The organism is Glacieibacterium sp. (genome assembly GCF_965200405.1).
In the GTDB taxonomy this organism is placed as follows: Bacteria; Pseudomonadota; Alphaproteobacteria; order Sphingomonadales; family Sphingomonadaceae; genus Glacieibacterium.
Genome location: NZ_OZ241356.1, coordinates 3,541,564 through 3,564,288 on the forward strand (window position 1 = coordinate 3,541,564; position 22,725 = coordinate 3,564,288).

Consider the following 22,725-nt stretch of genomic DNA (forward strand, 5'->3'; position numbering starts at 1 on the left):
CGGCGTCTCTCACGCTTATCAGGCGACATGGACCAGAGCACCGCCGCCGCGACCGTCATCCTGCTGCGCGAAACGGCGGCGGGGCTGGAGCTGCTGCTCACCCAGCGCTCGCGCCGATTGGGCTTTGCCGGGGGCGCGATGGTCTTCCCCGGCGGCAAGGTCGACGTGGGCGATCTGGCGGTGGCGCGCGACCCGATATCGGCGAGCGGCTTCGGCGGGCTGTCCGATGCCGACGCCGCCGCTCGCATCGCGGCATCGCGCGAGACGCTGGAGGAGGTCGGCGTGCTGCTCTCCGACGGCCCGCCGCTCGACGCCACGACCCTGGCCGATTGGCGCGGCCGCTTCATCGCCGTGCCCGACGAGGCGGAGGCAGCGACCTATGCCGCCTTCCTCGCCGCCACCGGCCACCGTGCCGACGCCGCGCGGCTGCTGCCCTTCTCGCACTGGGTGCCGCCGGTCTCCGCCGGCCTGTCGCGCCGCTTCGACACGCTGTTCTATGTCGCCCGCGTCGATGCCGACACGGCGGTCGAGCCCGATGGCGTCGAGGCCGTCGCCGCGCATTGGACGACACCCGCCGCCGCGCTGGTCGCCGCCGACGCGGGCGAGATCGGGCTGGTCTTCCCGACCCGCCGCAACATTGAGCGCCTGGCACAATATGCGACCATCGCCGCGCTGACGGAGCGCCTCGCCGAACTGCCGCTGGTCCGCATCCAGCCCGAGGTCGTGGTGCGCGACGGGGTCGACTGGCTGACCATCCCCGCCGGTTGCGATTATCCGATTACCGAGGAACGCTTCGATACCGTGCGCCGGGAGTAGGCGAGCGGCGGACTTGGTAACGCCCCGGGAGTAGGAGCGCGCCGGGCTTGGTGACCCCCGTCATCCCGGCGAAGGCCGGGACCCATTCGGCAGCGGCTTTGGCTTAGAGAACGACCTAAGCCGAAAGCTTGCTAAATGGGTCCCGGCCTTCGCCGGGATGACGATCGCCGACCGACCCCCTCCCCTGCACCGCAGGCCGCCCCCCCCCTGCACCGCCGACCACGCGGACCCCCCGCCCCCTTCGCCCGTTCACTCCGCCATGCTTCCCCGCCTGCTGACCAACCTCGTACTGATCGTCATCGCGTGCCTGCTTGGGGTCAGGGCGTTCGAGTCGTTGAACTTTCTCCGGCCGGCGATGACCCCGGCCGATCTCGGCGAGCCGCTCGGCGCAGCGACGATGGCGAAGCTGGCGAGCGTCCGCGACGATCCGAAATGGTGCCGCGCCGTGCTCGGCTTCGACAAGGTCGCGTTCACCCCGGTCGCCGACCGCGTCACCGGCCCACGCTGCGGCTGGCAGGGCGCAGTGCGGCTGACCGGCGCCGGCCTCACTCCGCGCGGCCCGATGATGACCTGCCCGCTGGCGGTGGCGCTGACGGTCTGGGAGCGTGACGTCGTCCGTCCCGCGGCGCGCGCCCGGCTAAAGACCAGCCTGACCGGCCTCGACCATTATGGCACCTACAATTGCCGGTCGATCGCCGGCACCGATCGGTCCAGCCAGCACGCCACCGCCAACGCCATCGACATCGCCGGCTTCCGGCTGGCACGCGGGCCGACAGTCACCGTCGCCCGCGACTGGCGCGGCGACGGACCGCGCGCCGCCTTCCTGCGCAGCGTCCATGAAGGCGCCTGCCGGGTCTTCGGCACGACGCTCGGTCCGGACTATAATGCCGCACATCACGACCATCTGCATCTCGACATGGCAGGCTGGAGTTTTTGCCGCTGACCGGCGAGGGAGCCGCGCCGGTCGACCGTAACCCTCAGGCAATCACGGAGAATCGTCGGATGCATAGCCGCCACCATGCTGCGATCATCGTCACCTGCACGATCGCGACCTTCGTGGTGGCGCTGTGGACGGCCAGCGCCCAGCCGGCGCCCGCTCCGTCAACGCCTGCTCCGTCAACGCCCGCCGCCGTCGCGCCCTCCACCGCCGATCGGCGCGAACGCATCATGGCACTCGACACCGATCACGACGGACGCTGGAGCCGGGCGGAATGGCTGGCAGGTGGCCGCAGCGAGCGGGCCTTCGCGACGATCGACGCGGACCACGACGGCTTCCTGACCCAGGACGAACTCAGGGCCGGCATGGCCCTGATGCAGCGGGCCCGCGCCGAACGCTAGGCTGCGTCACTCGCCATCGAGTGGCGGCGGCTCCGGCGTGTCACCCTTGTAACCGCTCGACGGCGCCGGGTCGGAGCCGCGGCCGGGCTGGGTGTTCGACGGCGGATCGCTCGACGGAAAGGTCTCGTCCAGCCCGATGTCCAGCTTGGCGTCCTCGTTCTTGGGATTGCGCTTCAGCTCGGGATGCTGCTCGGCGTCCATGCCGTCGCGGTGCTCCGAATTGGGTGGCGTCTCGTCGTGTGCGAGGGGGCGGTCGTCGGCCATGTCCATGTCTCCGTAACGAGGGCTTTCACTACGCGCGGGCAGGTGCGGCGTTCCGCTGCGCGGTTGATGAAAGGCCCGGCGGTGCCTATCTAGAGCCCTGACGTTGCGCCTTGCGCGACACGAACAAATCTGGAACAAACTCTCCCTATGCTGACCCACATCAAGGTGCGCGGCGCGCGCGAGCATAACCTCAAGGGCGTCGACGTCGACCTGCCGCGCGATGCGCTGGTGGTCATCACCGGCCTGTCGGGGTCGGGCAAGTCGAGCCTTGCCTTCGACACCATCTATGCGGAGGGCCAGCGCCGCTACGTCGAGTCCCTCTCGGCCTATGCCCGCCAGTTCCTCGAGCTGATGTCCAAGCCCGACGTCGATCACATCGACGGCCTCAGCCCGGCGATCAGCATCGAGCAGAAGACCACCTCCAAGAACCCACGATCGACGGTCGCCACTGTCACCGAGATCTACGACTATATGCGCCTGTTGTGGGCGCGGGTCGGGGTGCCCTATTCGCCCGCCACCGGCCTGCCGATCACCGCGCAGCAGGTCAGCCAGATGGTCGACCGCGTGCTCGCCCTGCCCGAGGGTACCCGCCTGCTGCTGCTCGCGCCGATCGTCCGCGGCCGCAAGGGCGAGTACAAGAAGGAGCTCGGCCAGCTCCAGAAGGACGGCTACCAGCGCGTCAAGATCGACGGCAAGCTGTACGACATCGACGACGCCCCGGCGCTCGACAAGAAGTACAAGCACGACATCGACGTCGTCGTCGACCGCATCGTCGTCCGCCCCGACGTCGGTGCCCGCCTGGCCGAAAGCTTCGAGGCCGCGCTGAAGCTCGCCGACGGCCTGGCGATCGTCGAGATGGCCGACCCCCCGCTCACCCCCGACGGCGAGCATGTCGCCGACCCGACGCCGGAGCGCATCACCTTCTCCGAGAAGTTCGCCTGCCCGGTCTCCGGCTTCACCATCGCCGAGATCGAGCCGCGGCTGTTCTCGTTCAACGCCCCGCAAGGCGCCTGCCCGGCCTGCGACGGCCTGGGCGAAAAGCTGTACTTCGACCCCAGTCTCATCGTCCCCAACGAGGCGCTGACCATCGCCGGCGGCGCGGTCATGCCCTGGGCCAAGTCGCAGCCGCCCTCCCCCTATTACATGCAGGTCCTGGCCAGCGTCGGCCGCGCCTATGACTTCACCCTCAAGTCGAAATGGTCCGAGCTGACCGTCGAGCAGCAGTCCGCCGTGCTGGCCGGCACCGGCACCCGCGCCATCCCGCTGCGCTTCGAGGACGGCCGCAAATCGTACGAGGTGACCAAGGTCTTCGAGGGCGTCATCGCCAACCTCGACAAGCGTTTCCGCGCCACCGAATCCGCCTGGATGCGCGAGGAGCTGAGCCGCTACCAGTCCGCCGCCCCCTGCGAAGTCTGCCACGGCGCCCGCCTCAAGCCCGAGGCGCTGAGCGTCAAGATCGATGGCGAGTCCATCGCCGACGCCGTCCGCCGCCCGGTCAACCAGGCCTATGCCTGGGCTACGGGCCTGGCCGAGAAGCTGACCCCCAAGGAGCGCCAGATCGGCGAGCGCATCCTGAAGGAGATCGTCGAGCGCCTCGGCTTTCTCAACAACGTCGGCCTCGAATACCTCAGCCTCGACCGCAAGTCCGGCACCCTCAGCGGCGGCGAGAGCCAGCGCATCCGCCTCGCCAGCCAGATCGGCTCCGGCCTGTCGGGCGTGCTCTACGTCCTCGACGAGCCCAGCATCGGCCTCCACCAGCGCGACAACGACCGGCTGCTCGTCACCCTCAAGCGCCTGCGCGACCTGGGGAACACCGTGCTGGTCGTCGAGCATGACGAGGACGCCATCCGTGCCGCCGACTACATCGTCGACATGGGGCCTGGCGCGGGCTCCCACGGCGGCGCCATCGTCGCGGAGGGGCTGCTGCAGGACATCCTCGACAACCCCAACAGCCTGACCGGCGACTATCTCAGCGGCCGGCGCAGCGTCCCCGTGCCCGCCAAGCGCCGCAAGGGCAGCGGCAAGAAGCTGACGGTCAAGGGCGCCCGCTCCAACAACCTGCAGAACGTCACCGCCAGCATCCCGCTCGGCACCTTCACCTGCATCACCGGGGTCAGCGGCAGCGGCAAGTCGACCTTCACCATCGACACGCTGTACGCCAGCGCGGCGCGCGTCCTCAACGGCGCGCGGATCGTCAGCGGCGCGCACGACGACGTCACCGGGCTACAGCACCTCGACAAGGTCATCGACATCGACCAGTCGCCGATCGGCCGCACGCCGCGCTCCAACCCCGCCACCTACACCGGCGCCTTCACCAACATCCGCGACTGGTTCGCCGGCCTGCCCGAGTCACTGGCGCGCGGCTACAAGCCCGGGCGCTTCAGCTTCAACGTCAAGGGCGGCCGCTGCGAGGCGTGCACCGGCGACGGGCTGATCAAGATCGAGATGCACTTCCTCCCCGACGTCTATGTCACCTGCGACGTCTGCCACGGCCACCGCTACAACCGCGAGACGCTGGAGGTGAAGTTCAAGGGCAAGTCGATCGCCGAGGTCCTCGACATGACCGTCGAGGACGGCGTCGAGTTCTTCAAGGCCGTCCCGCCGATCCGCGACAAGCTGGCGATGCTCCACGAGGTCGGCCTGGGCTACGTCAAGATCGGCCAGCAGGCGACCACCCTGTCGGGCGGCGAGGCGCAGCGCGTCAAGCTGGCCAAGGAGCTCGCCCGCCGCGCCACCGGCAACACCCTGTACATCCTCGACGAACCCACCACCGGGCTGCACTTCGAGGACGTCCGCAAGCTGCTCGAAGTCCTCCACGCCCTCGTCGAGCAAGGCAACACCGTCGTCGTCATCGAGCACAACCTCGAAGTCATCAAGACCGCCGACTGGGTCATCGACCTGGGGCCAGATGGCGGTGACAAGGGGGGCGAGATCGTCGCGGTGGGAACCCCGGAGACGGTGGCGAAGTGCGAGCGGAGCTGGACGGGGGGGTATTTGAAGGGGTTGTTGGGCTAGATTTAGAAAGTTATTTGTGGTCAGAATTAAATCTATTTCTCAGCACGATTTCTGACATGAGCTCCGCCCTGTCGCTTAGGAAGAGACTTAGCACACCAAGATGGCGAGTTGCAGATCTTGCCTCTTCAATGATCAGCTCTCCTTCAGCGATTTTGATGTCAACCAAAACTCGTTTGGAGAGATTAAAGTTGTTTCTCTCACGTAGTTGGGACACGCGGCGTAAAATGACTTCGAGGATTATTATCAATCGCCGAATATCAGCCTTAAGTCTCCGAGCCCTTTGAGCTAAGATGCTAATTGTAATCGCGGCAGAACCTGCGCCGACAAAACAAGGCAATATTGAAAATAATGGCGTTTTCCCCGCATCAAATATTATTTGAATGATAGGAATCTGGTCTTTTCGAGATAGGAGCAATATTGTAATTACCACAAACATTGACATGATAAATATAATAAATAGGTAAGTGTTGGTCTTTAGATTATCTAGTTTATCGACTCTTAAGCGGAGAGTTTGAGTGTATTGGCCAATGTTCTCGACAAGAAGATCGTCTTCCTGAACGATGATATCTTCGGACATTTACCGCCCCACCAGCTGAAGTAGTTTACTTGAGGCATTGCGTAAATTAGTATTTCTCGTTGAATCATCGTATCCGGCAATTGTCGGGGCGATTGCTACTCCATCTGCAGTCTTCAGATTTTGCTTGACCAGTGCCGCTGATACATACGTATGAGAAAAACTAGCAGTTCCTTTTCTACTAGTGATTTCACTGATCAGTTTACCGTATTCTCCGGCCGAGTATGAATCTTCGACCATATGCCGATTGGTCCACCAAAGATCTTGTTTAGTTATAAGCGTTACCATCTTCACCTTACCTGGTGCAGCAATAATGTGGGGCACTATCTCCCTTAAAGCGTTAATTTCTCGCAGCAAATTGTCATCGATATAAGCCTTAATAAAGGCGTCATCAGTATCGAAAACTTGGCCCGGAAAGATCCGAGACTTCTCCAACTCGGTCGAGTGAAATCCTGCAGCAACAACGTTAATGATACGATTTGACTTGCCAGCTGAGATAAGTCTGAAGAGCTCTGGCCAAGTTTGTGGTATGCGATGTGATTGACCTGGCGGAATAATTAAATATCCCAAAGTGTTTCCTGATAGCGAAAATTTCTCTACACCGGTAGTTTCTTCGTAACCACCTGCGCCGGTATCCGGCTTTAAGTCGCCCCTCATCAGTAAACCTAGCGTGCTCTTTCCACAACCTCCAGCTCCGAATACAGCAAGGATTACGTTTTTCCTTCGTATCCACTGTATGAGCTTGCTGATTGAAACCGCAATCGACTTACGTTGTTTGTAAATCTCTGTGGCGGTCGCAGCACCTTTAATTGCTTCTACAAACATCTAGTCCCCCAGTTTTGCCGTATCGTAGGATGAGCAGCAGTCACAGACAAGTTGCGCTTGTACACCCGCTGCGGCTCTGCCGCCCCAACATAAGCGGACCGACGTGGCCTCTAGCGCTCTGCCTTTCAATCGTTAGTTCGCCTACGTAAAGCGCGAGGTCTTCAAGCTGAACTACAGCGATCATCCACTGACAGCGTTCCTGACCTAGGCACGGAAAGCGACGTTCGATGACCCTGCAGATTCAGAATAAACTCTCGATGCTATTACCCAATAAGCGCTTCTATCCGTGTTCGCACCTCCCGCAACACCTCCTCCCCAACACGCCCCTTCAGCTCCGCCCTCCGGGCGCGCCAGTCGAGGTTGCGGACCTGGTCCGCCAGCACCACCGAGGGCGGGTCGCCGGGCACCATCACCTCGAACGGATACCCCTTGATCCGCGTCGTTAGCGGGCAGCACAGCATCAGGCCGGTGCGGCCGTTATAGGCGGCGGGCGACAGCACCAGCGCCGGGCGGTGGCCAGCCTGTTCGTGCCCGGCTTGTGGTAAGAAGTGCAGCCAGACGATCTCGCCCGCGTCGGGAGTCCAGGGCTTCACCACGCCTCGTTGCCGACCGCGCCGCCGAAGTCGGCCTCGTCGTGCAGATTGTCGGGGGTGATCGCGGCGAGTGCGGCGGCAAGGTCGAACGTCTCGGCGACGGGCACGATATGGATGCCGGTCTCGTCGGCGCGAACCTCGATCCGCTGGTCGATGCGCAGGCCAGCGGCGGCCAGGAGCGGCGCGGAGATCCTGACCGCCGGGCTGTTGCCCCACTTGCGCACATTGCTCTTCATCATCGCCTCCGGACTATACAATGTAGATACGCGCTGCGCCGGAGCGATACAATATGTATCGATGCAACTCATGTAATCGGCATGGGCAAAGCCCATGCCCGTCGGACGCGGCTGCTGGCCGCGCCGGCCGATCTCGGCTTGAGCATCGATTTAGCGCCGCTAAATCGTTATGCCGCCTCGATGTGCAACGAAGCTGCCCGCCGGGCGTCCCTTGGCCTGATGCGCGATGACTTTTCGCAGGTGGGGATCACGCTGCGCTTTCCGGAGGGGCTGCCGAACCTGGCGAGCCTCGACAGTATCCGGATCACCGATACCAGCGTCATCGTGCGGGCCGCGGCTCCGGCCGGGCGGCTGGAGGCGGAGATGGTGCAGCGGCGGTGGAGCTGGGCGGGGCCGTCTGGCAAGCCGGTGTATAATTTCCGGTCGGAGGGGCGCGAGTTCCGCAACTCGGCGACGGGTGGGCGCTGCCTGATCCCGCTCGACGGCTTTTACGAGTTCACCGAGCCGGGGACGGTTGCCGACCGGGCCGGTGCCGGCAAGGACGCGGGCGACGCGGGGGGTGCGGGCGAGCAGCCCTACCTGCTCGGCGCCGCGCCCGCCCCGGCGGCGCCGCCGCGCAAGGGTGCCCGGCCGCGCAAGGACAAGTGGCTGTTCACGCTGGCGGAGCCCGAGGCGGGGCTGTTCTGCGTCGCCGGGCTGTGGCGCGCCGATGCAAAGTTCGGCGAGGCCTTCACCATGCTGACCGGGGCGCCGGGTCCCGACATCGCGCCGTATCACTCGCGCCAGATCGTGCTGATGCCGCGCGACCGCTGGGCGGCGTGGCTCGACGATGCGAACCCGGCTGGCTCGCTGATCGAGCCGACGCCGGCGGGGACGCTGCGGGTCGAGCGGGCGCGCTGAGATTGCCCGCCTGGGTGCGGGCGGTGCATACGACTTGACATTTTGTACCGTTTGGGTTATTGGTGCGGGATGAAACAAACCTTCACCCCGGACGCGCGCCCTGTTCATGACGGCCTGGAGGCTGGCCGACGACGCATCCGCGTCGATGGCTGGTCGGTGGAGCGGCAGCGGCTGTTCCTCCAGTTGCTCGCCGACATGGGCTCGGTCCAGAAGGCGGCGGACATGGTCGGCATGTCGGTGTCGAGTGCCTATGCGCTGCGCCGCGATCCGCGCGCCCTGACCTTCCGCAACGGCTGGGAGCTGGCGATGCGCGAGGCGATGCGGCAATGCGCCGAGGTCGCGCTGGAACGCGCGCTGTACGGCGTCGATGTGCCGGTATGGTACAAGGGCCAGATGGTCGGCGAGATCCACAAGCTCAACGACAAGCTGCTGATGCAGGTCCTGCGCTATGGCGACCGCGCCCGCCGAGAGGACGAGGCGAGCGACCTGGCGGAGGAGGACCGCTATGCCTATCGCCGCCGCGAGGGCAATCTGGAGGCGCTGCAGGAAGGTCTGATCCAGGCCGAGGCCGCGCCGGTGGACGATATCGACGCGATCGCCATCGACCGCGCCGTCGCGATCGGCCTCCATGCGGCGGACACCGGCGGCGATAGCCTGTCCCGCGCCGCGGCCCGCCGCGAACGCCGGGCGGGCAAGCGCGCCGGGATCATGGTGCGCCGGCGCGACGCCGTGCCGGGCGCGGTCGTGGCGGCACCGGCGTTGCCGGATGCCGGGGATGCGGCGGCCGACGGGATGCTGGAGGAGGACTTCATGACCTTCGCCGCCAAGGTGCAGCCCGGCCCAAACCACCACACTTGCCCGGTCGCGCCGAACCGCGACTTCGTTGCCGGGCCGAACGGGCTGGACGCCGCGCAACTGGCCGATCACGTCGCCGCCTGCGCCGCGTGGGACGAGGCCAACCCCTTCGTGCCCGGGCGCTGCGCGATCTGCGACGAGCAGATGGACGCGCTGCTCGCCATCGCCCCCGCCGACATCCGCGCCCATTATGCCGAAGGTTCGTCGAGCGACGGGCCGCCCCTCACCGGCAGCCTCAACGAGCGCAAATACCTGAAATGGCGCGATAGCTGAGCCGCGTCATGGTGTGTTGCGGGGTGAACTTACGCCGCCGCTGAGTCAGCGCGCCGCCGTCTGCCGCCCCGGGCAATTCGCCGCCCGGCTGGCCCCGGCGGCGGCCCTGACCAGCCGGGAGCGCGGGAACGGCTGCGCCCCCTCGACATTGCCGGGCGGGGTGTAGCGACAGACCAGATAGTCGTCCGCCGCATTGGCCGCGACCGCGCAGCCGACATGGGTGGTCGTGCTCCACACCATCTGCGTGTAGTGGCCGACCGCGTGGAAATCGTCCTCCCAGCTGCGCAGCTTGTCGAGCCGCCGCTTCTCGTCGGCCCATAGCGCCACCATCGCCTCGACCGTGTAGCCGTCGCGCGTTCCCGAGAACAGGTTTTCGCCCTGGTCGGGGCCGGGCGTACCGTCGTCGCTCTGGTGGACCAGCGTGCCGACCTTGGTCAGGTGCTTCGCCCAGGCCGCGGCATCGGCGGCGGCGACCGTGTCCCAGGCCAGCAGCGGCTCGCACAGCGCCTCGCGCTCGCGGTTGTGGGCGGACAGGACACGCGCTTCGAACGAGCCCGGGACAGGGGTGAAAGGCGGCACCACCGGGCACTGGTCGCCGGCGCAGGACAGGATCGTGGCGATGACGGCACCGATCAACACGCCGCACGCTTACGTCATTATGGTTGCGGAACGGTTTACGACGGGCGTGGTGCTGGCGGTGCCGGATGGCCGCGGTTATGGAGGGCGAATGCTCAAGACCAGCCTCGCCGTCGCCGCCCTGCTGCTGATGCCCGCGCCGTCGCTGGCCTGGGGCGCGCTCGGCCACCGCACCATCGCGACCATCGCCTATTCGGAAAGCCGGCCCGCCACCCGCCGCGCCATCAAGGCCCTGCTCAAGCACGGCAAGGAGCTCGACACGCCGACCTGCAGCCTGAAGACCATCGAGGACGCCGCCGTCTGGCCCGACTGCATCAAGGGGCTGGGCAAGCGCTTCTCCGCGATGAGCCCGTGGCACTATCAGGACATCAGCGTCTGCCACGACTTCGACTATGCCGAGGGCTGCCCGGACGGCAAGTGCGTCACCCGCCAGATCGCCCTCCAGTCGGCGCGGCTGCGCGACCTGACGCTGCCGGCCAGGGACCGGGTCGAGGCGCTGGCCCTGCTGGTCCACTTCGTCGGCGACATGCACCAGCCGCTCCACATCGGCGAAAAGGGCGACCAGGGCGGCAACGGGGTCCGCGCGACGTTCCTGGGCACGACCGGCAAATGGATGAACCTGCACTCGATCTGGGACACGTCGCTGCCCGAGGTCGCGGTGCCGCTCAAGCCCAGGCTGGGCAAACACTCGGTCACCCCGTTGGAGCGTGCCGAATGGCGGGCCGCCGGCGACGGGCCGGAGGCGGTGGAGGCCTGGGCCAGGGAGAGCTGGGCGCTGTCGCGCGACACGGTCTATGGCAAGCTGGCCGACTATCCGGACCGCTGCCTGGTACCGCCGGCGCCGGCTCCCGAACCGGGGACACTGACCGCCGAACAAGCCGCAGCAGCGGCGGCGATCGCCGAGGTTGCGGCGGCTAACACCGGTCCGGTTGCGCAGATCGGGCTGTCCTACACCGATGCCGCTGTGCCATTGGTGCGGGAGCGGATCGAGGCGGCAGGCGTACGGTTGGGCATGTTGCTCGACGACGTGCTGGCGGTGCCGGTTACGGATGTGGCGCGTTAGGGCGGGCAAACAGGCGAGAGGCTAGACGATGCGGTTCGACGACCAGCGCGAGAGTGACAACATCGACGACCAGCGCGGGTCCGGCGGCGGTATGGGCTTTGGCGGCGGCGGCTTCGGCGGTGGTGGCGGGTTGCTGCCGATGCTGCTCGGGCTGGTGCTGGGACGGAAGCTGGGCTGCGGGACGATCGTGCTGCTCGGCGTGGCGTTCCTGGTCTTCGGTGGTCTTGGCGGTCTTGGCGGCCTGCTCGGCGGCGGCGGCGGTGGATCGGTCGGTCCGCAGGTCCAGATCGGCCAGCCCGCCGGCCAGTACGAGACGCCGGCGGCGGGCACGACCAGGGGCCAGGAGAGCAGCACCGACAGCTTCGTCCGCAAGGTGCTCGGCTCGACCGAGGATGTCTGGGCCAAGGTCTTCCCGGAGCAGGTCGGCAAGGCGTACCAGAATCCGCGGCTGGTGCTGTTCAGCGGCAGCACGCAATCCGGCTGCGGTGGCGCCGAGTCGGCGATGGGGCCATTCTACTGCCCCGCCGACCGCAAGGTTTACCTCGACGAGAGCTTCTTCGACGAGCTCCAGACCCGCTTTGGCGCCAAGGGGGACGCGGCTGCCGCCTATGTCATTGCGCACGAGATCGGGCATCACATCCAGCAACTGATCGGCGTCGCCGACCAGGTCCGCAGCGCCCAGGAGCGCGCCTCGGAGCGCCAGCGCAATGCCTTGTCGGTCAAGTTGGAGCTGCAGGCCGACTGCTTTGCCGGCGTCTGGGCCAAGCAGAGCGGACGGCTCGAGGCCGGCGATGTCGAGGAAGCGGTCACTGCGGCACAGGCGATCGGTGACGACACACTGCAGCGCCAGTCCCGCGGCCAGGTGGTGCCCGACAGCTTCACCCACGGCTCCAGCGCCCAGCGCGTCCAGTGGCTGCAGACCGGGTTGAACAGCGGCCAGATGGAGAGTTGCAACACCTTCGCGGGAAGCTAGCGCCAGGCGGCAAAGACCTCCGCCTGTCTCTGCCCGACCCAGGCGGCGGCCTCGGGGCCTTCCCACTGGCCGCGATAGGTGGAGCCGCGAGCCGCCTCCGCCACCCACCAGCCCTGGCCGGGCAGTCGATCCGACTGGCGCACCACGAGGACCGCCAACTCGGGCCGCCCGGCGCCACGCTCCCCGGCATCGACATGTTCCAGCAGGGCACACAACGCTCGCATCTTGGGCCGGCTGAAAGCGTAGCCCAGCGCATTCAGGATCTCGGAATAAGTGACGCTTTCGCCGGCGCGTGCCCGGGTCTGCAACAGGGCTGTGACATGGTCGGCGTCCATCGCGCTGTCCTTTAATGCTGTCGCCCGATCGCTAGCCATGCCAAGCCCCGCAGCGCAAGCCATGACCCCCAACTTCGACCCCACCCTACCCTTCGTCCTGCTCGACGACGCCCGCGCCGGCACAGCCCGGCTGTTCACCGAACTGACCGCGGTCGTGCAGGCCGAGGCGCCCACGCGGGTAGTCCCGGCACTGGCCGCGCTGCGCGACCTCGGCGGCGAACGGGCCGGCTTCATCGGTTTCGAGGCGGGCTACGCACTGGAGCCTCGCCTTGCACCGCTGTTCCGCATGCCCGACGACGGGCTGCCCTTGCTGTGGTTCGGCCGCTTCAACCAGGTCCGTCACCTCGATGAGGGCGCCATCGACGCGCTGCTCGACGCCGGACCGGCCGAGTTGACAGTCGCCATCCCAGCCGTCGAGCGCGCCGACTATGACACGATGATAGCCCGCATCGCCGCGTTGATCGAGGCGGGCGACATCTATCAGGCGAACGCCACCTTCGCCGCCAGCGTCGAAACCCACGGCCATCCGCTCGCCCTGTACCGCCGGCTCCGCAAGGCGCAGGCGGCATCTTACTGCGCTCTGATTTACACTGGCCAGCGCTGGATCCTCAGCCTCTCGCCAGAGCTGTTCTTCAAGCTGGAGGCAGGCCGCATCACCACTCGACCGATGAAGGGCACCGCCCCTCGCGGCGTGACCGCCACCGCCGACGATGCCGCTGCCGCCGCGCTAGCCGCCGACCCCAAGAACCGCACTGAGAACTTGATGATCGTCGACCTGCTGCGGAACGACCTGTCTCGGGTCGCAGTGCCAGGCTCGGTCGCCACCCCGGCGCTGTTCGAAGTCGAGCGCTATCCCACCGTGTTGCAGATGACCTCGACCGTCACCGCCGATGTCCGAACCGGGATCGACGCGGTCGGCGTGCTAATGGCATTGTTTCCTTGCGGCTCGGTAACTGGAGCTCCCAAGCTTCGCGCCATGGAGGTCATAGCCGATGTCGAGGCGAAGCCACGCGGCCTCTACACCGGTAGCATCGGCTGGCTCGGTAAGGACGGCGATGCCACGTTAAACGTCGCGATCCGGACGCTCGTGATGCAAAAGAGTGGTGGCGCTCGCATGGGCCTCGGCTCGGGCATCGTCGCCGACAGCGGCAAGGCCTCCGAATGGGATGAGTGCATCGGCAAGGCCGCTTTCCTGACCCGCCGCGTCGGCCCGATCGACCTGATCGAAACAATGCGTTGCGATCAGGACGTTATCGCACATCGGCAGCGCCACCTGGACCGATTAATGGCGAGCGCGATCTTTCTAGGTCATCGGTTGGATCGCGGCGAAGTAGAGGCGGCAATCGAGCTACAGCGTCTTCGCCTTGCAGGCGGTACGGGCCGTATCCGCCTGTTGGTCAGCGCAAGTGGCGCCATCGCGGTGCAGATATCCCCACTCCCCGCCGCGCCGACCGAGCCTGCTGTTGTCGCCCTTGCTCCGCTCCCTGTCGACGCTACCGACTGGCGGCTCAGTCACAAGACCAGCGACCGTGCCTTTTACGACGACGCCCGTCGCATCGCCGGGACGTTCGAGGTCGTCTTCGTCCGTCCCGATGGCCGCATCACCGAAGGCAGCTTCACCAGTGTCTTCGTGGAGCGCAACGGCCTCCTACTGACGCCGCCGCTCGCCGATGGCCTGCTCCCCGGCATCCTTCGCGCCGCACTGCTTACCGAGCGCCGTGCCGTCGAGGCGCCACTCACTGTCGCTGATCTCGAGAATGGCTTCCTCATTGGGAACGCCCTGCGCGGTTTGCTTCGGGCAAAGATTTCTTTGTAGCACTTTGTTTCACGCCCGGTTGTCAGCCCGCTCTGAAGCGCTAGAAAGCGACGCGCACAAACAAGGCCGCAGTTATGACCTTCCTCTCCGCCGCCATCAACCGCATCCAGCCGTCGCCGACCATCGCGGTGACCAACAAGGCGGCGCAGCTCAAGGCCGCGGGCCGCGATATCATCGGCCTCGGCGCTGGCGAGCCCGACTTCGACACGCCCGATTTCGTCAAGGATGCTGCCATCGAAGCGATCCGCGCCGGCAAGACCAAATACACCGAGGTCGATGGCACGCCCGAGTTGAAGACCGCGATCCAGGCCAAGTTCCGCCGCGACAACCAGCTCGAATACGGCATCGACCAGATCACCGTGAACGTCGGCGGTAAGCAGACCATCTTCAACGCCATGCTGGCGACGCTCGACCCGGGCGACGAGGTGGTCATCCCGGCGCCCTATTGGGTCAGCTATCCCGACATCGTGCTGTTCGCGGGCGCGACCCCGGTGATCGTGCCGTGCAGCATCGACGAGGGCTTCAAGCTGACGCCGGCGAAGCTCGACGCGGCGATCACGCCCAAGACCAAGTGGCTGATCTTCAACTCGCCGTCGAACCCGACCGGTGCGGCGTACACGCGTGACGAGCTCAAGGCGCTGGCCGAGGTGCTGGTCCGCCACCCGCAGGTCTATATCTGCGCCGACGATATGTACGAGCACATCGTCTATGACGACTTCGAGTTCACCACCCTCGCGCAGGTCGAGCCGGCGCTGTACGACCGCACGTTGACGGTTAACGGCGCGTCGAAGGCCTATGCGATGACCGGCTGGCGCATTGGCTTCGCTGGTGGCCCCGTCCCGCTGATCAAGGCGATCGCCAAGATCCAGTCGCAGTCGACCTCCAACCCCTGCTCGATCGCCCAGGCGGCGGTGACGGCAGCGCTTAACGGCGACCAGTCGTTCCTGATCGAGCGCAACGCGGCGTTCCAGCGCCGGCGTGACCTGGTCGTGTCGATGCTCAACCAGACGCCGGGCCTCCGCTGCCCGACGCCCGACGGCGCGTTCTACGTCTATCCCGACTGCGCCGGCCTGATCGGCAAGCGCAAGCCCGACGGCGGTACGCTGGCGGACGACGAGGCGGTGGCGGCCTACTTCCTTGACAGCGAAGGCGTTGCGGTCGTCCACGGCGCGGCGTTCGGTGGCTCCCCGGCGTTCCGGATCAGCTATGCGACGTCGGAGGCCAACCTTGAGGAAGCCTGCACCCGTATCCAGCGCGCGGTCGGGGCGCTGGTCTAGACCTTCGCGCAGTTCGTCGGCGCGGCCTTGCCGTTGAAGCGGTCGGCCATCCACGCCACGGCGCGGGGGGCGCTGCGCTTGCCGACGTCGACGTGGTTGCCGTCGGACAGCTTGAGGTATTCCAGCTTGGCGCCGGCCTTGCACAACTGCTTGGCGAAGCGGTGGGTGACGGTGGCGCCGACGACCGGGTCCTTGTCCTCCTGCGCAATGAACAGCGGCATGGTCAGCCTTGCAGGGGTCAGCGAGTTGCGCGTGATCAGCGCGCTCCACGCCGGCGGGCGCGAGATGTCGACACCGCGCAGTTGCGCCGTCAGCGCTAGCAGGCCGATCTTGGTGCGCAGCCGGAACCCGTCGAGCGTGATGCAATTGTTGTTCGCCAGCCGCCCGATCAGCCGCTGCGTCGCCGGCCTGCCAAGGTCGGACAGCGGCGCGTGGTACACCTGCGACCAGCTCTCCGCGGTATAGGCCGTCAGCATGGCGCGCACCGCAGCGTTGGAGCCGCCGGTCAGATTGGCCTTGAGGTCGGACGGCGGCGCGGCAGCGGCGATGCCGACCAGCGTCAGTTCAGGGGCGTAGCGGCGCGACAGCTTGCCGACCCACAGGGCTGCATGGGCACCCTGCGATTCGCCCCACACCGCATAGTGCTTGCCGCCGTCGGCGCCCGGTAGCGCACGCGCCGCCCGGACTGCGTCGATAACCGCGCGCGCGCTGGCGTTGCCGACCAGATAGGGGTGCGGCCCCGGGTTGCCGAGGCCCTGGTAGTCGGTCGCCGCGACGACATAGCCGTGCTCGAGCATCGCCTTCAAGCCGGCGATGTTGTTGAACAGCTGCGCGTCGGGCAGCGGCCCGCACTTCTCGGCGATGCCGAAGCTGCCGTGCGCCCAACCGATCAGGTCGCGGCCGCCGCGCGGGGCCTTGCCCCTGGGCACCACGACCAGCCCGGTGACGACGATCGGCTTGTTCTGGGTGTCGAGCGTCCCGTAGCGAATGCGGAAGGCCGAGGCTCCCAGCGGTGCCCCCGCAACCGGGGTCGCGTCGAGCAACGTGCCCGCCCCTCCCGGCGCCGCCAGCGCGGGCGCGCCAATGGCCAGGGCGACGATCAGTCCGGCTGCAGCACGCATGTTCATTCTCCCGCTTGAATGCTGATGGCACAGCCCGCGGCGGGCGACCAGCCGCTCAGGCCAGCGCGCCGAGCGCATGGATGCCGACACCGACCAGCCCGCCGATGACCGTGCCGTTGATGCGGATATACTGGAGGTCGCGTCCCACGGCGGTTTCCAGCTTGTCGGTAACGGTGGCGGCGTCCCAACCGCGGATGGTGTCGCTGACCAACCGGACGATCGGCGTGCCATAACTGCCGACGACGCTGACCGCCGCCCGCCGCGCCAGCGTGTTGATCGCGTCGGCCAGTGCGGCATTGCTCTGGATCACCTCGCCGGCGGCAATCGCGACCCTGCCGCTGGACCCGCCAGCCGGAGCTTCGGCCAGTTCCGCCAGCATCTGGCGCGCAGTGTCCCACAGCGACCCGAACATCGCTCCCACGGCGGGGCTTTCCAGGAACTCCAGCTTGATCTCCTCGACCTGCGCGAACACCGAGGATGCCGGGTCCTGCAGTTCGGCAGCAACCGTGCCCAGCCACTCGGTGATCGCCTTGCGGTCGGGATGGTCGCGGCCCAGCGCCAGTTGCTGCGGTGGCAAGGGCGGTGGTCCCTGCCCTTCCAGCGCCGCCAGTCGCTCGCGAAAGCCCTGCATGACCGACGCCGCATCGCGCCGCTGCCGGTCCGCGGCCTCATCCGTCATGGCGTAGAGATGATCCTGGATCGCATCGATGAAGGCTTTGGAATAACCCCGGTCGACGAAGCCCGGCATGTACTTGGGCGCTCGCGCGGCGACCGCGGCGTGAATGTCCTGGGCGCGTTCGTCGACGGCGCCCATCGCGGCGCCGATCATCGTCTCGACGAAAGGCTCGTGCCGTCCTGCCTCGATCAGTGGCGACAACAGCCGGCCCAGGGTCGGCGCGATCGGCCGGTCGCGCAGCCGGTCGGTCACCGTCACTGCCAGCAGCCGCGAAATGACCTCGCCGTCCAGCGCGCCGGCGAACTGGATCAGCAGCTTGACCAGCGAGCGCCGCAACCGCCCGGCCTTGGCATCGGCGGGCGACTGCGGCGCGGTCAGCCAGCGCCCGAGCATCCCCGCCAGGTCGAAACCTTCCAGCCGCCGCGCGACGACGCCGGGCGTCAGGAAATTGTCCTTGAGGAAGGTCGCCAGGCTGTCGCCGATGCGGTCCTTGTTCGCCGGGATGATCGCCGTGTGCGGGATCGGCAGGCCAAGCGGGTGGCGGAACAGCGCGGTGACCGCGAACCAGTCGGCCAGCCCGCCGATCATCGCCGCCTCGAGGAAGGCGCGCGCATAGCCGAACTGGGTATCGTATTGCGGAAACCGCGCTCGTGTCGCCAGTACCGCCACCCAGCCCGCCGCCATCAGCAGCAGCAGCAGCGTCGCCAACAGCCGCATGCGGTGGAACGGCGTCTCGGCACCGACGAGGCGAAACGGTTCAAGCTGGCTGATTTTCATCCGCCGTAAGAACTCACCTCGGCATCATCGGTGCCGAAGCCCCCGTCGTGTTTCACTCCGCCGGCATCGCTGCAGGACCCTGCCGGGGCGCCGGCACGACGTCGCCGCCGTTGGTGAACCAGCGACGCAGCCGCGGCGCGAGCCACTGCTCGGCACCGATCGCCAGGCTGAAGCTCGAAGGCACGATCAGCAGGGTCAGCGCGGTCGAGACGATCAGCCCGCCGATGACGACGATGCCCATCGGAGCCCGCGAACTGCCGTCGCCGGACAGCGACAGCGCGACCGGGACCATGCCGGCGACCATCGCCACGGTGGTCATGACGATCGGCTGGACGCGCTTGTGCCCGGCCTCGACGATGGCGTCGAACATGTCGGTGCCCTTGTTCATCTCCTCGATGGCGAAGTCGACCAGCAGGATCGAGTTCTTGGCAACGATGCCGAGGAGCATGAGCAAGCCGATGAACACCGGCATCGAGATCGGGTTGCCGGTCAGGTGCAGCGCGATCGCTCCGCCCAGCGGCGCCAGCAGCAGCGAGCCCATGTTGACGAACGGCGGCAGCACCCGCTTGTACAGCAGCACCAGCACCGCGAACACCAGCAGCACGCCGGCAGCGACCGCGAGAATGAAGTTGAAGATCAGCTCGGCCTGCCACTTCTCCTGGCCATATTTGATCTTGGCGACGCCCTGCGGCAGGTGCGTGAGCGAGGACAGCGCGTCGATCTTGGGCTGGACGTCGCCGCTGACCAGGCCAGGAGCGAGGTCGGCACCGATGACGACGCGGCGCTGCTGATTGTAGCGGCGGATTTCCGTCGCACCGGCACCGAAGCCGACGTCGGCGACGACCTTGAGCGGCACCGAGCCACCAGCAGCCGTCGGCACCGGCAGGTTCTCGATGGTCGACAAGGTCTTGCGCGACTCTTCGTTCAACGCCACCCGGATCGGAATCTGACGGTCGGACAGCGAGAACTTGGCAACGTTCTGGTCGATATCACCCAGCGTCGCGATGCGGATGGTCTGGCTCAAGGCGCTGGTCGTCACGCCGAGTTGCGCGGCGATATCGAAGCGCGGCTTGATCGTGATCTCCGGCCGCCGGACGTCGCCCTCGACGCGCACCTGGCGCAACTGGGGCAGTTCCTTGCGCATCTGCAGCACGGCCTTCTGCGCTGCCTGGTCGAGGACGACGGGATCGTCGCCGGCCAGCACGATCGTCATGTCGCGGCCAAGGCCACCACCATTCTGCGACTGGAAGGAGACGCGTGCATCAGGGATCGCCTGGAGCTTGGGCGCAAACGAGCGCTCGAACTCCACGCTGGTCATCGGGCGGTTCTTCTTGAGCGTCAGGAACATGCTCGAGTCACTGCTGGCGTTGATCTCGGCGAACGCGGCATCGACGACAGGCGAGGCTTGCAACATTGCGGAGACCTTGTCGGCAACCGCCGTGGTCTGTGCCAGCGTCGAGCCCGGGGGCATCTCGATGGTGACCTGGCTATAGTCGGTGTCCATCGCCGGCTGGAACGTCATCGGCAGCGTGGCAAAGCTCCACACCGTGCAGACCAGCGCCACCGCGCCGATCGCCATCGTCCACCAGCGATTGCGCAGGGTCCAGTGCAGCAGGCGCATGTAATAGCGCACCCACTTGCCCTCGCCGTGCGCCGCCTGGCCGTGCGACTTGAGGAAATAGGCAGCCAGCATCGGCGTGATCAGCCGCGCGACCGCGAGGCTGAGCAGCACTGCGACGACGACCGTAAACCCGAAGTTCTTGAAGAACTGTCCGCTGATGCCGGGCATCAAGCCGACCGGCAGGAAAACCGCGACGATCGACATGGTGGTGGCGAACACCGCCAAGCCGATTTCGTCGGCCGCGTCGATGGCGGCCTGATAGGCGGTCTTGCCCATGCGCATGTGCCGGACGATGTTCTCGATCTCGACGATCGCGTCGTCGACAAGGACACCCGCGACCAGGCTCAGTGCCAACAGGCTCAACGAGTTCAGCGTGAAGCCCATCAGGTCCATCAGCCAGAACGCCGGGATCGCCGAGAGCGGGATTGCCAACGCGGATATGACCGTGGCGCGCCAGTCACGAAGAAAGATGAAGACCACGATCACCGCGAGCACCGCGCCCTCGATCATCGCCTCGATGGCTGAATGATACTGGATCTTGGTGTAGTCGACGCTGGTGTACAGCTGCGTGAACTTGACCCGCGGGTTCTCCTTGCGGAGATCGTTGAGCGCCTTCTGGGCGGCATCGTAGACGGTGACGTCGGATGCACCCTTCGACTTCTCGATCGAGAAGCTCAGCACCTGTCGGCCGTTCATCTTCGCCAGGCTGCGCTGCTCGGCGTACAGGTCCTTGACCTCGGCAATGTCGGACAGGCGGATGGTGCGACCGTTGCCGGTCGCGATCTGGGTCTCGCCCAGCCCGAGGGCGTTGGCGGCGTTGCCGAGCACGCGGACGGACTGTTCCGAGCCGGCGATCTCGGCCCGGCCACCGGCAGCATTGACGTTGACCTGACGGAGCTGGCCGTTGACCTGGCTCGCAGTCAAGCCATAGGACTGCATCCGGACCGGATCGAGGATGACGCGGATTTCGCGACTGACGCCACCGGCGCGGCTGACCGCCGCCATGCCCGGGATCGACAGCAGGCGCTTGGCGACCGTGTTGTCGACATACCAGCTCAGCTCCTCCAGCGTCATGTCGACGGCTTCGGCGGACATGAAGGCGATCGGGCCGCCCGAGATATCGACCCGCACGACCTGCGGCTCGAGGATGCCGTCGGGCAACTGGCTGCGGACGTTGGCAACCGCGTCGCGGACATCGGTGACACCGCGATCGACCGGCGTGCCTATGGCGAACTGCACGTTGGTCCGTGACAGGCCCTCGCTGACGTAGGAGCTGATCTCGTCGACGCCATTGATGCCGCGGACCGCCGCCTCGATGCGCTGGGTAACCTGAGTTTCGAGCTCGCTGGGGGCGGCGCCTGGCTGGTTGACGATCACCGTCGCAGCCGGAAAGCTGATTTCCGGCTGGCCGTTGATGTCCATCGTCATGAACGCGACGATGCCCGCCAACGTCAGCATGAAGAACAGCACCAGCGGCACGATCGGATTGCGGATCGCCCAACTCGAGATATTGCGCATTTCCGGATCCTGCCGCTTAACGGGCCAAGGCGACGGGGCGGATCTTTTCGCCCGGACGAAGGAAGGCGGCGGCGCTGACCACGACCTTTTCGTTGCCGATCAAGCCGTGGGAGATGCCGACGCCCTGGTCGCTGACCCGGCCGACCTTGATGCCGCGCCGCACGACGGTGCCGTCGCCGGAGATGACGTAGACGTAGCTGCCCTCGCTATCGACCTGGACGGCCGACTGCGGCAGCACCGGCTGGCTCGCCTCGCCGGCAGCGATGTTCGCGTTGGCAAAGGCACCGACGCGCAGGCCCGGGGCATAGGCCACCGCGATCCGCGCAATACCCTGCCGGCTGATGGCGTCGATAACCGGGTCGATCAGCCAGATTCGGCCGTGATATGCGGTAGCCGAGCCGACCGGGCTGACTTCGGCGGGCATCCCAACCTTCAGCCGCGCCATGTCCTGCTCGGCAACCTGGGCCCGCATCTCCAGGATGCCACCCTCGGCAATCCGGAACAGCGCGGTGCTGCCGGAACCGACGACCTGACCCGCCTCGACGTTACGCGCCAGCACCAGCCCAGCGGCAGGAGCCCGCACGTCGAGCCGGCCCAGTCGCGCCTGTGCCTCGCCGTACTGCGCCTTGGCCAGTTCGACCTTCGCCAGCGCGGCATCGCGCGTCGCCGTCTTGCGATCGATATCGGCCTTGGCGATGAAGCCCTTGCCAACCAGCTTGCCGGCACGATCGAGCTCCGACTGGCCGATTGCCGCATCCGCGCGGGCACTGGCGATCGTCGCGGCCATCTGCGCCAGCTGCTGGGTCTGGACGGTCTGGTCGATCCGCGCGAGCACCTGGCCGGCTTTGACGAACTGCCCGGCATCGACCAGCACGGCGGTCACCAGCCCACCCTCACCCTGGACGCCGACCGGCATGTCGCGCCGCGCGGCGATGGAGCCGGTAACGCTGACCTGATCGGCGACGATGGAATGACCCGGCTCGATGACCGAAACCTGCGGCAAAGCAGCGGGCGTCTGCGCGATCGGCTTGGCACGGCCATAGTATGACCAGGCGGCAATCACCGCCACCAGAACCAGCGCGATCACCAGCGGCACAAGCCAGCGCCGGCGGCCGGCGGGCCTGACGTCATTCTCATCCAGCCGATAGGGCTGGGCGGTGATTTCAGGGCCGATAGGGTTATGCATATTCATCAATAACGTCCGTGCCCACTTGAAGCCACTG

At 66.5% G+C, this 22,725-nt stretch carries 21 protein-coding genes; 10 read left to right on the plus strand and 11 right to left on the minus strand.

Features of this window, described 5'->3' with window-relative positions:
- The first annotated feature begins 27 nt into the window (after positions 1 to 27).
- The 3 genes from ACOFKW_RS16725 (at position 28) to ACOFKW_RS16735 (ending at position 2,154) form a co-directional block, all read left to right on the plus strand.
- Positions 28 to 816, plus strand: a complete 789-nt coding sequence (locus ACOFKW_RS16725; protein WP_419815258.1) for an NUDIX hydrolase — start codon at positions 28 to 30, stop codon at positions 814 to 816.
- 259 nt (positions 817 to 1,075) lie between these two features.
- Positions 1,076 to 1,759, plus strand: coding sequence for an extensin family protein (locus ACOFKW_RS16730; protein ID WP_419815259.1), 684 nt, complete (start codon positions 1,076 to 1,078; stop codon positions 1,757 to 1,759).
- A 59-nt stretch (positions 1,760 to 1,818) separates the two neighbouring features.
- On the plus strand, positions 1,819 to 2,154 hold the full coding sequence (locus ACOFKW_RS16735; protein ID WP_419815260.1) for a hypothetical protein: 336 nt from the start codon (positions 1,819 to 1,821) through the stop codon (positions 2,152 to 2,154).
- Positions 2,155 to 2,160: 6 nt separating this feature from the next.
- On the opposite strand, the gene ACOFKW_RS16740 is transcribed toward ACOFKW_RS16735, so the two are convergent.
- Positions 2,161 to 2,418 carry a hypothetical protein gene (locus ACOFKW_RS16740; protein ID WP_419815261.1) on the minus strand — a complete coding sequence of 86 codons (258 nt, stop codon included), beginning with the start codon at positions 2,416 to 2,418 and terminating at the stop codon, positions 2,161 to 2,163.
- A 147-nt stretch (positions 2,419 to 2,565) separates the two neighbouring features.
- Here ACOFKW_RS16740 and uvrA point away from each other — a divergent pair, with 147 nt between their 5' ends.
- Positions 2,566 to 5,433, plus strand: coding sequence for an excinuclease ABC subunit UvrA (uvrA, locus tag ACOFKW_RS16745; protein WP_419815262.1), 2,868 nt, complete (start codon positions 2,566 to 2,568; stop codon positions 5,431 to 5,433).
- A gap of 10 nt (positions 5,434 to 5,443) precedes the next feature.
- Here the strand turns inward: uvrA and ACOFKW_RS16750 are convergent, their stop codons facing one another.
- From ACOFKW_RS16750 to ACOFKW_RS16765, 4 genes are all read right to left on the minus strand, one after another.
- Positions 5,444 to 6,010, minus strand: a complete 567-nt coding sequence (locus tag ACOFKW_RS16750) for a hypothetical protein (protein ID WP_419815263.1) — start codon at positions 6,008 to 6,010, stop codon at positions 5,444 to 5,446.
- Complete coding sequence (locus tag ACOFKW_RS16755) at positions 6,011 to 6,832, minus strand: hypothetical protein (protein WP_419815264.1); 822 nt, start codon at positions 6,830 to 6,832, stop codon at positions 6,011 to 6,013.
- Between the two features lie 263 nt (positions 6,833 to 7,095).
- Positions 7,096 to 7,425, minus strand: a complete 330-nt coding sequence (gene mazF, locus ACOFKW_RS16760) for an endoribonuclease MazF (protein WP_419815265.1) — start codon at positions 7,423 to 7,425, stop codon at positions 7,096 to 7,098.
- Entirely contained in the window at positions 7,422 to 7,664 is a 243-nt protein-coding gene (locus ACOFKW_RS16765; RefSeq protein WP_419815266.1) for a PbsX family transcriptional regulator, read from the minus strand. Before ACOFKW_RS16765 ends, mazF begins: the two co-directional genes overlap by 4 nt.
- 216 nt (positions 7,665 to 7,880) lie before the next feature.
- On the opposite strand from ACOFKW_RS16765, the gene ACOFKW_RS16770 reads away from it, so the two are divergent.
- Both ACOFKW_RS16770 and ACOFKW_RS16775 read left to right on the plus strand, forming a co-directional pair.
- Positions 7,881 to 8,561: an SOS response-associated peptidase family protein gene (locus ACOFKW_RS16770; protein WP_419815267.1), complete on the plus strand. Its 681-nt coding sequence runs from the start codon at positions 7,881 to 7,883 to the stop codon at positions 8,559 to 8,561.
- A gap of 69 nt (positions 8,562 to 8,630) precedes the next feature.
- Complete coding sequence (locus ACOFKW_RS16775; protein ID WP_419815268.1) at positions 8,631 to 9,689, plus strand: hypothetical protein; 1,059 nt, start codon at positions 8,631 to 8,633, stop codon at positions 9,687 to 9,689.
- A gap of 45 nt (positions 9,690 to 9,734) precedes the next feature.
- Here the strand turns inward: ACOFKW_RS16775 and ACOFKW_RS16780 are convergent, their stop codons facing one another.
- Complete coding sequence (locus ACOFKW_RS16780; protein WP_419815269.1) at positions 9,735 to 10,328, minus strand: CAP domain-containing protein; 594 nt, start codon at positions 10,326 to 10,328, stop codon at positions 9,735 to 9,737.
- On the opposite strand from ACOFKW_RS16780, the gene ACOFKW_RS16785 reads away from it, so the two are divergent.
- Positions 10,309 to 11,388: a S1/P1 nuclease gene (locus ACOFKW_RS16785; RefSeq protein ID WP_419815270.1), complete on the plus strand. Its 1,080-nt coding sequence runs from the start codon at positions 10,309 to 10,311 to the stop codon at positions 11,386 to 11,388. The genes ACOFKW_RS16780 and ACOFKW_RS16785 overlap by 20 nt on opposite strands.
- 28 nt (positions 11,389 to 11,416) lie before the next feature.
- Positions 11,417 to 12,361: a neutral zinc metallopeptidase gene (locus tag ACOFKW_RS16790; protein ID WP_419815271.1), complete on the plus strand. Its 945-nt coding sequence runs from the start codon at positions 11,417 to 11,419 to the stop codon at positions 12,359 to 12,361.
- On the opposite strand, the gene ACOFKW_RS16795 is transcribed toward ACOFKW_RS16790, so the two are convergent.
- The gene (locus ACOFKW_RS16795) at positions 12,358 to 12,696 is read right to left on the minus strand and encodes a ribose-phosphate pyrophosphokinase (RefSeq protein ID WP_419815272.1); all 339 of its coding nucleotides are present in this window, start codon (positions 12,694 to 12,696) and stop codon (positions 12,358 to 12,360) included. The two genes, ACOFKW_RS16790 and ACOFKW_RS16795, sit on opposite strands and share 4 nt — an antisense overlap.
- Positions 12,697 to 12,733: 37 nt before the next feature.
- Between ACOFKW_RS16795 and pabB the strand changes: the two genes are divergently transcribed.
- Positions 12,734 to 14,512: an aminodeoxychorismate synthase component I gene (pabB, locus tag ACOFKW_RS16800; RefSeq protein ID WP_419815273.1), complete on the plus strand. Its 1,779-nt coding sequence runs from the start codon at positions 12,734 to 12,736 to the stop codon at positions 14,510 to 14,512.
- Between the two features lie 74 nt (positions 14,513 to 14,586).
- Positions 14,587 to 15,789: a pyridoxal phosphate-dependent aminotransferase gene (locus ACOFKW_RS16805; RefSeq protein ID WP_419815274.1), complete on the plus strand. Its 1,203-nt coding sequence runs from the start codon at positions 14,587 to 14,589 to the stop codon at positions 15,787 to 15,789.
- Here the strand turns inward: ACOFKW_RS16805 and ACOFKW_RS16810 are convergent.
- The 4 genes from ACOFKW_RS16810 to ACOFKW_RS16825 are packed head-to-tail and all read right to left on the minus strand — an operon-like array spanning position 15,786 to position 22,688.
- On the minus strand, positions 15,786 to 16,910 hold the full coding sequence (locus tag ACOFKW_RS16810) for a lipase family protein (RefSeq protein ID WP_419815275.1): 1,125 nt from the start codon (positions 16,908 to 16,910) through the stop codon (positions 15,786 to 15,788). The genes ACOFKW_RS16805 and ACOFKW_RS16810 overlap by 4 nt on opposite strands.
- 55 nt (positions 16,911 to 16,965) lie before the next feature.
- Positions 16,966 to 18,363: a DUF445 domain-containing protein gene (locus ACOFKW_RS16815; RefSeq protein ID WP_419815276.1), complete on the minus strand. Its 1,398-nt coding sequence runs from the start codon at positions 18,361 to 18,363 to the stop codon at positions 16,966 to 16,968.
- A gap of 52 nt (positions 18,364 to 18,415) precedes the next feature.
- Entirely contained in the window at positions 18,416 to 21,502 is a 3,087-nt protein-coding gene (locus ACOFKW_RS16820) for an efflux RND transporter permease subunit (protein WP_419815277.1), read from the minus strand.
- A gap of 16 nt (positions 21,503 to 21,518) precedes the next feature.
- Positions 21,519 to 22,688, minus strand: coding sequence for an efflux RND transporter periplasmic adaptor subunit (locus ACOFKW_RS16825; protein WP_419815278.1), 1,170 nt, complete (start codon positions 22,686 to 22,688; stop codon positions 21,519 to 21,521).
- Between the last annotated feature and the right edge of the window lie 37 nt (positions 22,689 to 22,725).

What these genes read in the sequence shown, in the direction of transcription:
- ACOFKW_RS16725 (WP_419815258.1), top strand. Translation starts at nt 28, where the DNA reads ATGGACCAGAGCACCGCCGCCGCGACCGTCATCCTGCTGCGCGAAACG.
- ACOFKW_RS16730 (WP_419815259.1), top strand. Translation starts at nt 1,076, where the DNA reads ATGCTTCCCCGCCTGCTGACCAACCTCGTACTGATCGTCATCGCGTGC.
- ACOFKW_RS16735 (WP_419815260.1), top strand. Translation starts at nt 1,819, where the DNA reads ATGCATAGCCGCCACCATGCTGCGATCATCGTCACCTGCACGATCGCG.
- ACOFKW_RS16740 (WP_419815261.1), bottom strand. Translation starts at nt 2,418, where the DNA reads ATGGCCGACGACCGCCCCCTCGCACACGACGAGACGCCACCCAATTCG.
- uvrA (WP_419815262.1), top strand. Translation starts at nt 2,566, where the DNA reads ATGCTGACCCACATCAAGGTGCGCGGCGCGCGCGAGCATAACCTCAAG.
- ACOFKW_RS16750 (WP_419815263.1), bottom strand. Translation starts at nt 6,010, where the DNA reads ATGTCCGAAGATATCATCGTTCAGGAAGACGATCTTCTTGTCGAGAAC.
- ACOFKW_RS16755 (WP_419815264.1), bottom strand. Translation starts at nt 6,832, where the DNA reads ATGTTTGTAGAAGCAATTAAAGGTGCTGCGACCGCCACAGAGATTTAC.
- ACOFKW_RS16765 (WP_419815266.1), bottom strand. Translation starts at nt 7,664, where the DNA reads ATGATGAAGAGCAATGTGCGCAAGTGGGGCAACAGCCCGGCGGTCAGG.
- ACOFKW_RS16770 (WP_419815267.1), top strand. Translation starts at nt 7,881, where the DNA reads ATGCGCGATGACTTTTCGCAGGTGGGGATCACGCTGCGCTTTCCGGAG.
- ACOFKW_RS16775 (WP_419815268.1), top strand. Translation starts at nt 8,631, where the DNA reads ATGAAACAAACCTTCACCCCGGACGCGCGCCCTGTTCATGACGGCCTG.
- ACOFKW_RS16785 (WP_419815270.1), top strand. Translation starts at nt 10,309, where the DNA reads ATGACGGCACCGATCAACACGCCGCACGCTTACGTCATTATGGTTGCG.
- ACOFKW_RS16790 (WP_419815271.1), top strand. Translation starts at nt 11,417, where the DNA reads ATGCGGTTCGACGACCAGCGCGAGAGTGACAACATCGACGACCAGCGC.
- ACOFKW_RS16795 (WP_419815272.1), bottom strand. Translation starts at nt 12,696, where the DNA reads ATGGACGCCGACCATGTCACAGCCCTGTTGCAGACCCGGGCACGCGCC.
- pabB (WP_419815273.1), top strand. Translation starts at nt 12,734, where the DNA reads ATGCCAAGCCCCGCAGCGCAAGCCATGACCCCCAACTTCGACCCCACC.
- ACOFKW_RS16805 (WP_419815274.1), top strand. Translation starts at nt 14,587, where the DNA reads ATGACCTTCCTCTCCGCCGCCATCAACCGCATCCAGCCGTCGCCGACC.
- ACOFKW_RS16810 (WP_419815275.1), bottom strand. Translation starts at nt 16,910, where the DNA reads ATGCGTGCTGCAGCCGGACTGATCGTCGCCCTGGCCATTGGCGCGCCC.
- ACOFKW_RS16815 (WP_419815276.1), bottom strand. Translation starts at nt 18,363, where the DNA reads ATGAAAATCAGCCAGCTTGAACCGTTTCGCCTCGTCGGTGCCGAGACG.
- ACOFKW_RS16820 (WP_419815277.1), bottom strand. Translation starts at nt 21,502, where the DNA reads ATGCGCAATATCTCGAGTTGGGCGATCCGCAATCCGATCGTGCCGCTG.
- ACOFKW_RS16825 (WP_419815278.1), bottom strand. Translation starts at nt 22,688, where the DNA reads ATGCATAACCCTATCGGCCCTGAAATCACCGCCCAGCCCTATCGGCTG.